This is a genomic window from Vreelandella zhanjiangensis DSM 21076, assembly GCF_000377665.1.
GTDB classification, from domain to species: domain Bacteria; phylum Pseudomonadota; class Gammaproteobacteria; order Pseudomonadales; family Halomonadaceae; genus Vreelandella; species Vreelandella zhanjiangensis.
The window spans coordinates 137,684-152,087 of sequence record NZ_KB898651.1; the positions used below are offsets into that span (position 1 = coordinate 137,684).

A 14,404-nucleotide genomic window follows, 5' to 3' on the forward strand; every position below is an offset into this window, starting at 1 on the left:
CAGCGCTTGTCTCTTTACATGACTTAACGCCACATCAAGGATGTTATGGGTCTTCAAGAAATCGCCTTTGGCGGCATTTATCTCAGCCCCTTACTGATTTATACATTGATCGGGTTTGTCGCGACTTTAGTGACTCGCTCCTTGCTTCACTGGATAGTCGGGCAGACTCCGCTGTGGTACGAGGCATGGTTCGATATCTCTCTTTTTGTCATCTTCACAGCCGTCACCACCTTCATTTTCACCATTTTGCTTGAAAGCCCTTAAGAGAGCCCTTAAATGCGCCCTTCGCTTCGTATTCTGATCACCCTTGTTATTGTCGCGATTGCCATTGCCGCCGGTGCCTGGCTATGGCGCTACTACCTTTATACGCCTTGGACACGCGACGCCCGCGTGCATGCTGAAGTCGTCACCATTGCCCCCGATGTCTCCGGCTGGGTACGCACCCTTAATGTGGCCGATACCGATTACGTTGCCCAGGGCGATACGCTGTTCGAGATCGACGATGCGCGCTATCAAGCGGCAGTGGATAAAGCCCAGGCAACGGTGGAACACCGCCAGGCAACCCTTGAGCTCAACCGGGCCGAAGAAGGTCGCCGCAATCAGTTGCGCAACAGCCGCGCGATCAGCGCTGAAGACCAGCAGGTTGCCCAGGTGAATTCGCGCATTGCCGCCGCTGACCTTCAGCAGGCGGAGGCTGATCTGGCAAGCGCCCAGCTAGATCTGGAGAGAACCCAGATTACCGCGCCGGTCAGTGGGCATGTACTTAACGTGCAGTTTTCGGCCGGTAACTACGTCAATCGTGGCAATTCGGTACTGGCGCTGATCGCCGCCAACTCCTACTACGTGGTGGGCTATTTCGAAGAAACCAAAATGAGCACGATTAACGTCGGCGATCCGGTGGACGTCGTTTTAATGAACGGCGACAGGCACCTCAATGGCCATGTAGCGGGAATAGGCCGAGGCATTGCCGACAGCAACACCAACCTGAACCAGCAGTTGCTGCCCCAGGTCTCACCTACGTTCAACTGGGTGCGTCTGGCGCAGCGCATCCCGGTGCGCATCGCCCTGGATGACATTCCCGATGAAACGCTGCTGAGCGTAGGCATGACGGCTACGGTTCATGTCCGCCCTGCAAAGCGCCCTGCCGAGCGCTCTCCCGAAACCCAAAATGAACGGCCTGAGTAACCCATGTCGCCGTTCGTTCAAACGTATCTAATGCCCAACGCCACGGCGGTCAAATTTGCCATCAAGACCACCCTGGCGATGATGCTCGCGCTTTATGTGGCGCTTTTTTTTGATCTGGAGCGCCCCTACTGGGCGCTAATGTCGGCGGCGTTTCTCCAGATCCGTCCGATGAGCGGCATGGTGATTGAAAAAGGCATCTGCCAGCTGGGCGGCACCTTTATCGGCGCCGTGGCGGGCATCGTTATCATGGCCCTATTCGCTCAGGCGCGTATACCCGCGCTGATTACTCTGACCGGCTGGATCATGCTGTGCACCTATGTCGGCTCTCTGTGGCGTAACAACTACACCTACGGCTGCCTGATGGCCGCGGTAACCGCCATGCTGATTGTGGTCATTTCCAGCGGCAGCACGCCTGCGGGGATTTTCGATATCGCAGTGGCGCGCCTTTCTGAACTGGGGCTGGGCGCGGTCTGCGCAATGCTGGTCAGCTCGCTGCTATGGCCATCCCACGTAGGAACCCACCTCGCGACCCAAGCAGACAGCGTGATCAACGAAGCCTTCGAGCATGCCGCCCTGCGCTTAGAGGCAAGCGACGACATTCCTGCCATGCAGAAGGCCCTGCGCGGTAGTCTAGGGCCGTTAACCCTTCTTGAATCCGATAGCCAGGCGGCCCGCTTTGAAGGTCCGGTAGGCCCTGGCCGCGTGCGCGCAACCCATGTGCTCACCCGGCGCACGCTGCGCTTTTTAGCTAATTTGCAGGCGCTGCATCAACTCATGCACGACCATGCCGACCGGCTTGATCCACAAAGCCTTAAACTTGCCTGTCAGGTGGCCCAGGGGTTTCGTGAGGCCGAGCACGACAAAGGTGTTGCGGAAGCCAGAAAAACGCTTCAGGGGCTACGCCATCTGGTACATGAAAATAACGAGGAAACCAGCTTGGCACCGCTGGATCGCCGCCTGCGCCTGGGGCTACGCGAATCCATTGGCCACGCCATGGTGATGCTTGATGCCCGCGAAGCGATCGCCTCCCCCGGGCGCTATCAATTACGCTCATCGCCGTTGGCCTGGCATCGCGATCACCTCGCCGCGGGAATCAACGCAGTACGCTCAGGGGTTGTGTTCTCGCTGCTCGCGGTTTTCTGGATTGTTACCGCCTGGCAGAGTGCCATGGTCGCCATGATGCTGGGGACTCTGTTTTCGGCCTTCTTTGCCAGCCGTGACAACCCCATAGCGATTACCATGATGTTCTACAAAGGCATGCTGGCGGCCATTCCCAGCGCGTTTTTGTTCGGCCATGTGTTGCTTTCTCAGGCCAACGGCTTTCCACTGCTGGCGCTGATTTTCGGGACACCGCTATTTTTAGGCCTGTTAGGTGCAACCAACCCGGCCACGATGGGCTACTGCTTGGCCTTTACCATCTTCAATATCCTGCTGACGATGCCCGGCAACGGCATGGACTTCGCTTTCGATAGCTTTGCCAACCGGGTCGTTGCAGTGGTAATCGGCCTGAGCTGCGTCGTCATGGGCTTTCGCCTGCTGCCAGGGCTCGGAACTCGGCTTAGGCGGCGGCGCCTGATCAAGGCAATATCCAACGATATTCACGAGCTTAGACGGCGCTCCATTCGCGACGCCGAAACCCGGTTCAGCGGCCATATGGCCGATCGCCTGCTGCACCTGGCTCAGCACGACGATATGCTGCCCGAAGAGCAGCGCCACCTGTTCATTCTGGGCCTGACCGGGCTCGACCTTGGCACCGCCACCCTGCGCCTGCGCGACCGGCTTGACGATGCGCCGCACCCACTTATTCGTGAAGCGCACCAAGATGTGCTGCGTACGTTAGCGGTTGGCTTTGAAAACAGCGCGACCGGCCATGCGCCGCAAGGCATTCGTGAAGCGGGAAAACGGCTGGAAGATGCCATTGCCACCCACGGCGATATTCCCGCCGACCGCCGCGTCTTGCTGGAAGGCCTGATTGAACGCCTGGAACTCTCGCTTGAGCGCTTGGCGCGCATTATGGCGGAACGCCCGCAGCGTGAGCCTCAACCGCCGGCCAAGCCCTTTACTCAAGAAGTAAAAGACCACTAAACAAGTGATAGAAAACGGCTTGTTCAGTAGAGAGGCAAGCAAAACCGCTGGTTCTAATTCGGAAGACGCGACGGAAGTTGGTCACTTGGCAAAGGAGGTGCTGCATGTCTCGTCCACGCAGAGTCTGGCTTGCGGTAGCCGCCATGTTCTTTCTCAATGGCGGGCTGTTCGGCACCTGGGCTTCGCGCATTCCTACGGTGGCGTTGCAGCACGACCTGGATGGCGGGCGGCTCGGCCTGCTGCTGCTCGTGCTGGCCTCCGGCGCTCTGATCTCGTTTCCGTTGGCGGGCAGAGCCTCGGATACTTTCGGTGCTGCGCGCGCCACCCTCGCGATTGCAGCCGCCTATACCCTTGCTCTCGTGTTGATCGCTTGCGCTTTCAACCTCTGGCTAACGGCGGCGGCGCTGTTTCTGTTTGGTGCTGGCCACGGCGCCATGGATGTCACCATGAACAGCTGGGCGGGCGAGGCAGAGCGCTTTATCGAAAAGCCGGTCATGTCATCATTTCATGCCATGTGGAGCCTGGGCGCGGGTATCGGTGCCGCGGTGGGCTATATGGCGATCAGCTTTGAACTGTCGCTGCTTACCCACTTTCTACTTATCGGCATTGTGTTGTACGTGAGCATGATCTGGCTGGCGAGTATCGGCTGGCAATCTGAAACGCGGCCGCGCCTGGCGGGGGCAAAACGCTTCCCTTTGCCTCATGGCGTTCTACTCTGGGTCGGGATTATTGCCCTGTGCGCCTCGCTCGGCGAAGGCGCCATCGCCGATTGGAGCGCGCTGTTTCTGGTCACCGTTACCTCGGCGACCACCGCCCAAGGGGCGATAGGATACGCCGTATTCTCGCTGGCAATGGTCATCATGCGCTTGATCGGCGGCAGCGTGATTTCCCGATTAGGCCCGACCAACGCGGCACGCTTTGCCGGGTGTTCGGCCACTATCGGCGTGCTTCTCGCCGTCATTCCCGCCACTTTCATGGCAGCGCTGTTTGGCTTCTTTTTCCTGGGTATCGGCTACGCGCTCATCATGCCGCTGGCATTTTCGCGCGCGGCCAATGACCCCGATACGCCGCCCGGTGTCGCCATCGCAAGTGTAGCGACCTTGGGCTATGGCGGCATGCTGCTCGGGCCGCCGTTGATCGGTTTTACCGCCCACTTCATCTCGCTGCACTATGCCTTTGGAATACTTGGCCTGCTGGCACTGTGTATCGTGTTTATTGCTTCATCGCTTGAGCGCTTCTAGCGCCTGTTTCTACACGCGCAGATGCCACCTAGGCCGAGGCAGATTGTTTAACTGAACAGGCGCGCCAAGTGATCGGCATAGGCCGCCATATCGCGTTCAACGTCCGGCGCCTTGATTACATCATTGGCGATAAACGTGGGCAACGCTTCCAGGCCAACAAATTCCTGAGATTTGTGGAACGGGAAGTAAACGCCATCGACACCGCGTCCTTCAAAGAAATTATCCGCTTCATCAAAGGCGACAAGCGGCGCGTTCCAGGTGAGCGAAAGCATATAGCGGCGCCCTTGTAATAAGCCGCCGCTGCCGTACTGCTTGGTAGGGTCCTGGCGTGAGCGGCCGTCGCTTGCGTAGAGCGAGCCGTGCCCGGCGGTGAAGACTTCATCAATGTAGCGTTTAACGCTCCAGGGCGCGCCCATCCACCAGCCCGGCATCTGATAGACGATGGTGTCCGCCCAGAGGAATTTTTCCACCTCGGCCTCTACCTCGTAACCCTGTTCAATCACCGTTTCGCGAACCTCATGGCCCTGCTCGGCTAACGTACGCCACGCGACATCATGCAGAGTATTGTTGAGTTCACCGCCAGAATGGGCGAACGGCTTACCGCCATTGATTAACAAAATCTTCATCGTTAAAAACCTCTTACCCAATAGATGACCTTACCTGTCGATGGGCGATAGCCCCATCGGCATGGCTTGAATGTTGGCTATTATGGGATGCTCACCAACATGGAAAAACCCGCCCCCTGGCAAGAGACTTTTGATATAAAATCAACAAACATGTGTTAACCGAACAGGTGCGAGTAACGCTCATGAAAACCACGCTTGAAGAGCAGCAGGCATTTATCACCTTGGTGGACAGCGGCTCGATCACCGGCGCCGCCGAACGGTTGGGCATTACGGTGTCAGGCGTCAGCCGGGCGCTTAATCGCCTGGAACGCAAGCTGGGCGCCACCCTGCTGCGCCGAACCACGCGACGCTTAGAGCTAACCGAAGAGGGAGAAACGTTTTTAGATCACTGCCGGCGCATTTTAACCGCCGTAGAGGCCGCGGAAGAGTCGGTTCAGGATCGCCACGGTCAGCCTCAAGGGCGGCTACGGGTGAACGCCGCGCCCAGTTTCATGCAGTTTGTCATTGTGCCGGTACTCGGTGAGTTTCGCGCCCGCTACCCAGGCATAACGCTACAGCTGGATACCCACGACCGTTTTGTAGACCTGCTGGAACAGCGTGTGGACCTCGCCATCCGTATTGGGGAGCTTGACGACTCATCGCTACATGCACGGCGCCTGGGCCATAGCCCGCTTCGCCTCTTGGCAAGCCCCGCTTATCTTGAGCGCGCGGGCACTCCACAAAGTATTGAAGACCTTGAGCACCACAGCCTGCTCGGCTTCAGCCAGCTTGACCACCTTAATCGCTGGCCGCTGCGCCGTGCCGATGGTGAATACCTACGCATTACGCCCGCTCTCGCCGCCTCCAGCGGCAGCACGCTGATTGAGCTAGCGCTTAAAGGCGAAGGGATCGTCTGCCTGGCCGACTTCATGACCATCACGCCCCGCAAGGACGGCGCCTTGGTCGATGTACTGCCCAGCCATACCGAAATTCAAATGCAGGCCATCAATGCCGTCTACTACCGCCAGGCCACGCTATCCCAGCGCGCCCGGCTGTTTATGGATTTTCTGGCCGAACGCCTGCCTGGGGAGTATTTGCAGGGCTAAAACTGTCAGTAGTGAATTAACTAAAGTATCCAGCCATTCTGAACCTGACGCCCGATATTCCCTTTAAGAACTGTGCTTATTTTGCAGCGCATCGCTAAATGCGGCGGCTAGAATGCCTGTGGGCATGGCGATAATCCCGATGCCTGCCACTGCGGTTAGGCCTGCAAAAAACTTACCCAGTGCGGTAATCGGCGTGACATCGCCATAGCCCACGGTGGTCAGGGTAGCGATGCTCCACCATAACGCGCGCGGTACGCTGCCAAAGGCTTCCGGCTGGGCGGCGGCTTCCACCACATATAGGCAGCAGGATGAAAACAGCAGTAACAAACCTGCCACTCCGGCACTGAGCAACAGCTCATGGGTGCGCGATTTAAGAGCGCTCGCCAAGGCCGACCACGCCTGACTAAACCGCCCCAATCGCGCCAAGCGCAATATACGCGCCAAACGCAGCAGCCGCAGTAGAAAGGCGTTGTTATGAGATATGAAACCCAGGAAGAAAGGCAGAATGGCGAGCAAATCCACCAGCGCCCAAAACGAGAAAATATAGCGAATACGCCCTGTAACACCGCGATAACGCGGGTCTTCACCTATCGCATACAGCCGCAGCAGATATTCAATCGTAAATGCACCGACAAACACAGCCTCCAGTACTGTAAATAGCCCTGGCGCCATCGCTCGAAGTGCCGACTCGGTTTCCAGTATAGCGGTAAGGGAGGCAAGCAGAATTAACACACAGATAAGCTGGTTGAGTTTCGACAACCCCTTCTCATGCCAGGCTTCAGGTGCTAACTGGTGATAGAGTTCGGCTTTATTCATGCCCTCGCTCCAGCGGGCGCTGGTTGACGCAAATCAATCGATGTACTGCCACGGTGGCATAAATATTCAGGCGCTTCTTCCCTTGGTCATCTCGAGCTTTGGGCTTTTTAATGGTTATAACCACTTTATTATTAACTACATCCAAGTAAACCCGAAGGCACAATCGATTGTAAAGAAAAAGGCATGGCGCCTTGCCGGTGATTAGCGACGCGCTACCGCTGCCTTTAACGCAAAGCCCCGGCCTGGGCCGGGGGCTTGTCAAACATCTGAGCTTGCAGCGCCAAGCTTAGGACTCTACGTGAAACGCCATGGTAGCGTTGACGGCTTTTTTCCAACCGGCATAGAGTTCGTCACGCTTTACATCTTTCATCTGTGGCGTAAAGCGCCGCTCTAGCGCCCACTGCTCGACGATTTCATCGCGTGATTTCCAAAACCCGACGGCAAGCCCGGCGAGATAAGCCGCACCTAATGCAGTGGTTTCGTTCACCTCGCAGCGCAGTACGTCCACCCCCAGTATATCGGCCTGGAACTGGGCGAGAAAATCATTGGCGATCGCCCCGCCATCCGCGCGCAGCTCGGTCAGTGCAATGTCGGCATCCGCCTGCATGGCCTTGAGAACATCGGCGCTTTGATAGGCAAGCGATTCTACCGCCGCGCGCACAAAGTGCTCTTTTTGGGTGCCTCGCGAAAGCCCAAACATGGCGCCGCGCACGTTGGAGTTCCAGTAGGGTGCCCCTAAGCCAGTAAAGGCAGGCACCATATAAACACCGTCATTATCTTTAGCGCGCGTGGCGTACGCCTCAGAATCAGACGCCTTGCCCAGCATTCTCAGGCCATCACGCAGCCACTGGATCACAGAGCCCGCCACAAACACGCTGCCTTCCAGAGCATATTCCAGCGTGCCGTCCACTTCCCAGGCAACCGTAGTAAGAAGGCCGTTCTTGGAGGGCGTGGCGTGGGTGCCCGTGTTCATTAGCGTAAAACAGCCGGTACCGTAGGTGTTTTTCGCCATACCCGGTTTAAAGCAGGCCTGGCCAAACAGCGCGGCGTTCTGGTCACCAGCGATACCCGCAATCGGCACCTCCTGGCCCATCAGAAATTTAGGCAGCACATTGCCGTAGATTTCACTGCTAGATTTAATCTCGGGCAGCATCGACTCCGGCACGCCAAAGAGCGCTAGCAGCTCCGGGTCCCACTGCCGATCACGGATATTAAACAGCATCGTGCGGGATGCGTTGCTGACATCGGTCGCATGGACGGCGCCGCCGGTCAGGTTCCACACTAGCCATGAATCAATGGTACCGAACAGCAGATCGCCCTTTTCGGCTTTCTCCTTAACGCCCGCAACGTTCTCGAAAATCCACTTCAACTTGGTGGCGGAAAAGTAAGCGTCAATCACCAGGCCGGTTTTATCGCGAATCATATCGGCGTGGCCGGCGGCACGCAGCTCATCGCAGATCTCGGCGGAGTGACGTGACTGCCAGACGATGGCGTTATGCACGGCCTGCCCGGTATGTTTATCCCACACCACGGTGGTTTCACGCTGGTTGGTAATACCGACGGAAGCAATTTCGGAGACATCAACGCCGCTGTTATTAATCACCTCGGTCAAGGTGGTCAGCACGCTGGTCATGATCTCGCGGGGGCAATGCTCGACCCAGCCCGGGCGGGTAAAAATCTGTTCAAACTCGTGCTGCGCTACGCTGGCTATCCGGCCTTCATGGTCAAATAGCATCGCCCGCGAGCTGGTGGTGCCTTGATCAATAGCGAGGACGTAGTTTTTCTGGCTCATGAAATGCCTCTCAAGCGTTAACGTTAAACGATTATTTTAAAATCAAATCAGCATGCTGGCTTAACCAATCCGGCTGATGTAATAAACCCGACTGACTTAATAAACCCGGCTGACTTAATAAATATAGGCGGCAAGCCCGGCAAGGATGCTGCCGATAGCGGGTCCCAAAATGGGCACCCAGGCGTAGGACCAGTTACTCGTCCCTTTATGCTTGATGGGGAGTAGCGCGTGGGCAATGCGCGGCCCCAAATCCCGAGCGGGGTTGATCGCATAGCCCGTTGGCCCACCTAGCGAAGCACCAATCGATACTACCAGCAGCGCCACCGCCAACGGACCAAGCCCTGACGGCGTATGACCAAACATGATAATGACAAACACCAGCACAAAGGTACCGATGATCTCGGTGACCAGATTCCATCCGTAGGCAGGGATGGCCGGGCCTGTAGAGAACGTTGCCAATATGCTTGAGGCGTTTTCAGTAGCGTCGTAATGCTTTTTATAGGCCAGATAGCAAATGGTTGCGCCCAACCAGGCACCGATAACTTCAGCCGTAAAGTAGGCCGAGGTAGTCATAGCGTTGATAGGAATGCCGGGGGCGTACTCGTTCGCCGGACCTACCAACAACGCAAGCGTCACCGCGGGATTGATATGCGCGCCGGTGTCATAGGCGATATAAACCGCACAAAAAACCGCAAGCCCCCAACCCAAGAAGATAACGATTCCATCGCTATTATTACCGTTGGTTTTATTCAACAGCACGTTAGCTACCACCCCGCACCCCAACAGCGTTAATACGGCCGTACCGGCTATTTCGTGTAGAAAAATTGTTTCAAGCATTGCTACTCAACTACCCCACTTGATCGACTGGTCACTCTTTGAAACAGCCGGATGTTCTTTTTTGAAAATTTCGCTTTCTTTTTGGCATCCTATAGTGGGTATTTAAAAAAACAATATAAAAAAACGAACCTCTCAATGAATAATCCATATCTTCATGATTTATAAAACATTACCTTAAAAACTAGACATTAGTTTAAGACCTGTTTATCGAATAAAAACAGACACCAATCCATCCACATAACGCTACAAAATTGTCAACTAACGAACATTTTATTTTTAAAGTCGTGATCTAACTGCTTTACCTGTGCGTATTTTATGAAAGGCACAAACCCAGTGTTTTTTGGGGTAAGCAAAACCTGACCTATACTCAGGTTGGCAGCGATTGCGCTGGCCATCCGAAGCCTGTATCAAAAACGGGCCTGACCACGTTTTTTTGGGGTCACTTATCAAGGAGGAACGTACTATGTCGAGGTCTGCACCGACGACCTATTTAAGCGGCATCCACCCGCTTCATGCCCTATTACTTGCGAGCACTTTTCCACTTTTTCTTGGCGCTACGCTAAGTGATTACGCTTACTCGAAAAACTTCCATATCCAGTGGAGCACGTTTTCTTCCTGGTTAATTGCTGGAGGGCTTGTTTTCGCAGGCCTGGCTTTTCTATGTGCGATTATCGGCCTGTTTCGTGCCGAGCATCGCCGCGGACTTACGCTGGTTTATCCATTGCTCTTGCTGGTCATCTGGGTACTCGGCTTTATCAATGCGCTAGTTCATGCGCGTGATGCCTGGGCCATGATGCCCACCGGCCTTATTCTTTCGATCATCGTTACCGTACTGACCGTCGCGGCGATTTGGATCGGTTTTTCTCGGCGCACTGTCGGAGCAACGTCATGAAATATTTCGCACTTCGTTATACAACGCCTTTGGCACTGCTGCTGGCTGCCAGCGGCGCTAACGCTTTTGATGTAGAACAGCCCTTCGGTCCCAACCCCACACTCCCCGAACCGCAGCGCGGGCTGCTGCCAGACATGACGGTTCCCGAACCCGCCGAATGGGGTGATCGGCTACCCACGGTGCCTGAGGGCTATACCATCACCAGGATCGCGTCTGATCTTAAAGTTCCCCGGCAAACCATCATGCTGCCCAATGGCGACATTCTGGTGGCCGAAGGCAGCGGCGGTGATGCGCCTGCGTTAAAACCCAAGGACGTGATTGCGGGCTACATCAAGGATCAAGGCAACACCTCAGTAGAAAGCGGCGACCGCTTGACCCTGCTGCGCGATGAAAATGGTGACGGCAACTACGAACAGATGATCTTCGCAGAAGACCTGAACGCGCCTTATGGGCTTGCTCTGGTAGATGGCAATCTCTATGTGGCTAACCAGGACGCGCTGGTGCGCTTTGATTATGAAGAAGGCCAGACAGAAGCCAGCGGGTCGCCTGAAGTCATTGCACAGCTACCTTCAGAGATCAATCACCACTGGACCAAAGCGATGACCGCCAGCGCCGATGGTCAATATCTTTATGTGGGGATCGGCTCTAACAGCAATATTACCGAGCGTGGTATGGAGGCCGAAGTTAATCGCGCTGAAGTGTGGGAAATCGATGCCGAAACGGGCGCGCACCGACCTTATGCCACTGGCCTGCGTAACCCGACAGCGCTCGCCATTCATCCTGACACCGAGCAACTCTGGGCGGTGGTGAACGAGCGCGACGAGCTGGGCCCGGACTTGGTGCCTGACTATCTCACCTCCGTTCAGGAAGGCAGCTTTTACGGCTGGCCCTACAGCTACTGGGGGCAGCATGTCGACCCGCGCGTTAAACCGGAAGACCCTGAAAAGGTAGAATCCGCCATTGCGCCTGACTACAGCCTGGGCTCTCACGTGGCCCCGCTTGGCTTGGCATTTTCTACCCCAGCCATGGGCGAAGAGTACGCTGAGGGTGTTTTCGTTGGCGAACATGGCAGTTGGAACCGTGCCGATCCGGTTGGTTACAAGGTAAGCTTCATCCCCTTCAACAACGGCCAACTTTCGGACAGCGATCCGATTGATTTTGCCAGTGGGTTTCTAACCGATGATGGTAGAGCGCTCGGCCGCCCGGTAGGCGTGACCGTTGACCCAGAAGGCGCGCTGATCATCGCCGACGACCTGACCAACGCGATATGGCGGGTTACCCCGGATAATCCGCCCGCTCAACAGGCGCCCGAAGCAGACACCGCTGAGACAGAAGATTCTGCAACAGAAGACCTGGAAACAGATGACCTGGAAACAGACGAGTCCGTGACAGAGACCACTGAATAATCCAATCAGTGGTCAGCGACTCAAGTGGCTAAGGGCCAATCAAACGCCGGGTGGGCATCCCCCACCCGGCGTTTTTACGTACTGAAAATGCTTAAAATCCCAGCAGCCGCTTACGCACTGGCCGAATAGCCACCAGTGCCAGTATGCCGAGCGCCGACCACTCCAGCCAAACAGGCAGCAGCTCCTGCACCTCGCTTGCCTGCTCGACAGGGTTCCAGCCTGTCATATCGAGCACCGTATCAAATAGCCAGCCCACCAGCACCGTCACAGCAAGCACGCTGGAAAGATATACGGCCAGTGCGGAACTGCCCAACTCGCGGCGCAGAATGGCCAGTGTCGCCAAGCTGGTGATCGGCCCCGCCAGTAAGAATACCAGCGCCATGCCGGGTGAAATCCCGGCCAACAGCAGCCCGGCGGCCACCGGCGTAGCCGCCGCTGCGCAGATATAGAGTGGAATCCCCACTACGGCCATCAGTACCAGCGCCAGCAGGCCGCCCGAGTAATAAGCCAGCGTATCCGGCGGTACCAGGGTAACCAGCACGCCGGCCAGGAGTAGCCCGGCAAACATCCACGTACTGATGTCGTCCAATAAATCGCTGAATGCATAACGCAAGCCGGCTTTCAGGCCAACGGGTTCGCCGGTGTCTGAATCAGGCGTATGGCAACCCGATGAAGCGCAGCAGCCACCGGACGTGGCCAGCACTGGCGTTTCAGTTTCACGCGTAAACCCGACCAGCAGCCCGGTCACAATGGCGGTTACCAGCGCACCTGCGACACGCACTACCGCCATCAGTGGGCCAAGCAGTACGCTGGTAAGCAAGATGGAATCAACCCCTACCCCAGGCGTGCTGATTAGAAACGACGTGGTGGGCCCACGTCCGGCACCGCCACGGTGCAAGGCAATAGCAGTGGGAATTGCGCCACATGAGCACAGCGGTAACGGCATGCCAATGAACGCCGCCCGTACAATGCTGCCAAGGCTGCGGCCGCCCATCCAGCGCTGGAGCAAATGTTCCGGCAACCATGCCTTTATCAACCCAGCAATTAGCAGCCCCAACAGCAGCCACGGGGCTGCCGTTAGTGCGATTTGCATTAGTTCGAATATCAGCGTCATGTCATCACCTACTTGTCCACAGAGGGAATAGGGTCTAGCCTAAACCCTGTAATCGTTACAGGGTCAAGCTGATGAAAAACGCTTATCGCATTGGTGAGGTAGCTACCCGCACCGGCTGCTCACCGGAGAGTATTCGCCATTATGAAAAGCTGGGGTTATTGCCTGCTCCAAAACGCAGCGAGCAAGGCTATCGGCACTACGATCAAGCAGCGCTAGAGCGTATAGGTTTTATTCGTCATGGTCGCAGTCTGGGGCTTGATCTACATAGTATTCAGGAATTGCTGGCACTTTCTGACCACCCTGATACCGACTGCGGCGCAGCTGACGACATTGCCACTCGACATCTTCAGCATTTGGAAGCGCGCATTGCCAAGCTGCAAGCGCTCGCCGCTGAGTTACGCCAAGTGGTACAACAGTGCCGGGGCGGCAAAGCCGCCGACTGCCAGATTATTCAAACGCTGTACGACCACACCCACACCTGCAGCGAACGCGGCTGTGGGTAAAGAGATGCTGGTAATAAAGGCATAGATAATAAAGGCATAGGTAATAAAAAAGTAGGTAAATAGGGAGGTGGCAAGCGGAATTGAATTCCCTCATTTTCACGCAGCGTCGTCTACGCTGAGGTTAGAGTAATCGTAAACAAGGAGTAGCACATGATCGAAACAAGGAAAGAACTCGACGAAATCAGAAAGACCTGCCGCACGATGGTGACCAAAAGCTCGAGCATTTCGGCTGGCACGGCAATCATTCCCATTCCCGGATTGGATATCGGTTCAGACGTTGCCATATTGCTAAGGCTGATTCCCAAAATTAATGAGAAATTCGGTTTAACGCCCGAACAAATTGAAAGCCTGGATACAGAATCCAAGGTAATGGTGATGACCGCCATTTCCAATGTCGGCAGCAAGATGGCCGGAAAATACATCACCAAAAAACTGGTTGTATCGCTGCTACAAAAGATGGGCGTTAAGGTTGCCGCGAAAGGCGCTACCAAATTTGTACCCTTTATCGGCAGCGCCGTGGCAGGCGGTATTAGCTTTACGGCGATGAAGTATATGGGCAATAGCCATATCGACGACTGCTATGAGATTGCCTTGGCGGCGATGGAGAATGATCTTCCTGCCAACACGACAGAACCTGTGTTTGAACCCAAGCCATCCGAGCTTGATTAGGACACTCTGCTACCATCGTTACGCTTACCTTTATCGCTAACCGCATAGGCTAGCCTCCAATCTCGCTCCATCGTTTAACCCCTAAACGATGGACGACCAATAGTGTCAAGCCCCCTATCGCTTGAAAAAAGTCAGTAAGAACTTGCTTATACT

At 55.8% G+C, this 14,404-nt stretch carries 14 protein-coding genes; 9 read left to right on the forward strand and 5 right to left on the reverse strand.

Annotation, left to right across the window (positions count from 1 at the left end):
- The first annotated feature begins 45 nt into the window (after positions 1-45).
- The 4 genes from D467_RS0112930 to D467_RS0112945 all read left to right on the forward strand — a co-directional run bounded on the left by D467_RS0112930 (position 46) and on the right by D467_RS0112945 (position 4,511).
- Positions 46-264 (forward strand): DUF1656 domain-containing protein, encoded by a 219-nt coding sequence (locus D467_RS0112930; protein ID WP_018917945.1) that lies wholly within the window; start codon positions 46-48, stop codon positions 262-264.
- Positions 265-276: 12 nt separating this feature from the next.
- A complete protein-coding gene (locus tag D467_RS0112935) occupies positions 277-1,185 on the forward strand; it encodes an efflux RND transporter periplasmic adaptor subunit (protein ID WP_018917946.1) in 909 nt (302 codons plus the stop codon).
- A 3-nt stretch (positions 1,186-1,188) separates the two neighbouring features.
- Positions 1,189-3,270, forward strand: a complete 2,082-nt coding sequence (locus tag D467_RS0112940; protein ID WP_018917947.1) for an FUSC family protein — start codon at positions 1,189-1,191, stop codon at positions 3,268-3,270.
- 104 nt (positions 3,271-3,374) lie between these two features.
- Positions 3,375-4,511: an MFS transporter gene (locus D467_RS0112945; protein ID WP_018917948.1), complete on the forward strand. Its 1,137-nt coding sequence runs from the start codon at positions 3,375-3,377 to the stop codon at positions 4,509-4,511.
- A gap of 47 nt (positions 4,512-4,558) precedes the next feature.
- Here the strand turns inward: D467_RS0112945 and D467_RS0112950 are convergent, their stop codons facing one another.
- Positions 4,559-5,137, reverse strand: coding sequence for an NAD(P)H-dependent oxidoreductase (locus tag D467_RS0112950; protein WP_018917949.1), 579 nt, complete (start codon positions 5,135-5,137; stop codon positions 4,559-4,561).
- A gap of 182 nt (positions 5,138-5,319) precedes the next feature.
- On the opposite strand from D467_RS0112950, the gene D467_RS0112955 reads away from it, so the two are divergent.
- Complete coding sequence (locus D467_RS0112955) at positions 5,320-6,222, forward strand: LysR substrate-binding domain-containing protein (RefSeq protein WP_018917950.1); 903 nt, start codon at positions 5,320-5,322, stop codon at positions 6,220-6,222.
- Positions 6,223-6,285: 63 nt separating this feature from the next.
- Here the strand turns inward: D467_RS0112955 and D467_RS0112960 are convergent, their stop codons facing one another.
- The 3 genes from D467_RS0112960 to D467_RS0112980 form a co-directional block, all read right to left on the reverse strand.
- Positions 6,286-7,038, reverse strand: coding sequence for a potassium channel family protein (locus D467_RS0112960; protein WP_018917951.1), 753 nt, complete (start codon positions 7,036-7,038; stop codon positions 6,286-6,288).
- A gap of 286 nt (positions 7,039-7,324) precedes the next feature.
- Positions 7,325-8,830, reverse strand: a complete 1,506-nt coding sequence (glpK, locus tag D467_RS0112975; RefSeq protein WP_018917954.1) for a glycerol kinase GlpK — start codon at positions 8,828-8,830, stop codon at positions 7,325-7,327.
- Positions 8,831-8,944: 114 nt separating this feature from the next.
- Complete coding sequence (locus D467_RS0112980) at positions 8,945-9,667, reverse strand: MIP/aquaporin family protein (RefSeq protein WP_018917955.1); 723 nt, start codon at positions 9,665-9,667, stop codon at positions 8,945-8,947.
- 463 nt (positions 9,668-10,130) lie between these two features.
- On the opposite strand from D467_RS0112980, the gene D467_RS0112990 reads away from it, so the two are divergent.
- Entirely contained in the window at positions 10,131-10,559 is a 429-nt protein-coding gene (locus D467_RS0112990) for a DUF2231 domain-containing protein (RefSeq protein WP_018917957.1), read from the forward strand.
- Positions 10,556-11,965, forward strand: a complete 1,410-nt coding sequence (locus tag D467_RS0112995) for a PQQ-dependent sugar dehydrogenase (RefSeq protein WP_018917958.1) — start codon at positions 10,556-10,558, stop codon at positions 11,963-11,965. The genes D467_RS0112990 and D467_RS0112995 overlap by 4 nt, the downstream gene beginning before the upstream one ends.
- 91 nt (positions 11,966-12,056) lie before the next feature.
- On the opposite strand, the gene D467_RS0113000 is transcribed toward D467_RS0112995, so the two are convergent.
- Complete coding sequence (locus tag D467_RS0113000; RefSeq protein ID WP_018917959.1) at positions 12,057-13,079, reverse strand: SO_0444 family Cu/Zn efflux transporter; 1,023 nt, start codon at positions 13,077-13,079, stop codon at positions 12,057-12,059.
- 71 nt (positions 13,080-13,150) lie between these two features.
- On the opposite strand from D467_RS0113000, the gene D467_RS0113005 reads away from it, so the two are divergent.
- Positions 13,151-13,582 carry a MerR family transcriptional regulator gene (locus D467_RS0113005; protein WP_018917960.1) on the forward strand — a complete coding sequence of 144 codons (432 nt, stop codon included), beginning with the start codon at positions 13,151-13,153 and terminating at the stop codon, positions 13,580-13,582.
- A 150-nt stretch (positions 13,583-13,732) separates the two neighbouring features.
- Positions 13,733-14,251, forward strand: a complete 519-nt coding sequence (locus tag D467_RS0113010) for a hypothetical protein (protein WP_018917961.1) — start codon at positions 13,733-13,735, stop codon at positions 14,249-14,251.
- Positions 14,252-14,404 lie beyond the last annotated feature (153 nt).

Coding starts and splice junctions, on each gene's coding strand:
- D467_RS0112930 (WP_018917945.1), top strand. CDS start 46: ATGGGTCTTCAAGAAATCGCCTTTGGCGGCATTTATCTCAGCCCCTTA.
- D467_RS0112935 (WP_018917946.1), top strand. CDS start 277: ATGCGCCCTTCGCTTCGTATTCTGATCACCCTTGTTATTGTCGCGATT.
- D467_RS0112940 (WP_018917947.1), top strand. CDS start 1,189: ATGTCGCCGTTCGTTCAAACGTATCTAATGCCCAACGCCACGGCGGTC.
- D467_RS0112945 (WP_018917948.1), top strand. CDS start 3,375: ATGTCTCGTCCACGCAGAGTCTGGCTTGCGGTAGCCGCCATGTTCTTT.
- D467_RS0112950 (WP_018917949.1), bottom strand. CDS start 5,137: ATGAAGATTTTGTTAATCAATGGCGGTAAGCCGTTCGCCCATTCTGGC.
- D467_RS0112955 (WP_018917950.1), top strand. CDS start 5,320: ATGAAAACCACGCTTGAAGAGCAGCAGGCATTTATCACCTTGGTGGAC.
- D467_RS0112960 (WP_018917951.1), bottom strand. CDS start 7,038: ATGAATAAAGCCGAACTCTATCACCAGTTAGCACCTGAAGCCTGGCAT.
- glpK (WP_018917954.1), bottom strand. CDS start 8,830: ATGAGCCAGAAAAACTACGTCCTCGCTATTGATCAAGGCACCACCAGC.
- D467_RS0112980 (WP_018917955.1), bottom strand. CDS start 9,667: ATGCTTGAAACAATTTTTCTACACGAAATAGCCGGTACGGCCGTATTA.
- D467_RS0112990 (WP_018917957.1), top strand. CDS start 10,131: ATGTCGAGGTCTGCACCGACGACCTATTTAAGCGGCATCCACCCGCTT.
- D467_RS0112995 (WP_018917958.1), top strand. CDS start 10,556: ATGAAATATTTCGCACTTCGTTATACAACGCCTTTGGCACTGCTGCTG.
- D467_RS0113000 (WP_018917959.1), bottom strand. CDS start 13,079: ATGACGCTGATATTCGAACTAATGCAAATCGCACTAACGGCAGCCCCG.
- D467_RS0113005 (WP_018917960.1), top strand. CDS start 13,151: ATGAAAAACGCTTATCGCATTGGTGAGGTAGCTACCCGCACCGGCTGC.
- D467_RS0113010 (WP_018917961.1), top strand. CDS start 13,733: ATGATCGAAACAAGGAAAGAACTCGACGAAATCAGAAAGACCTGCCGC.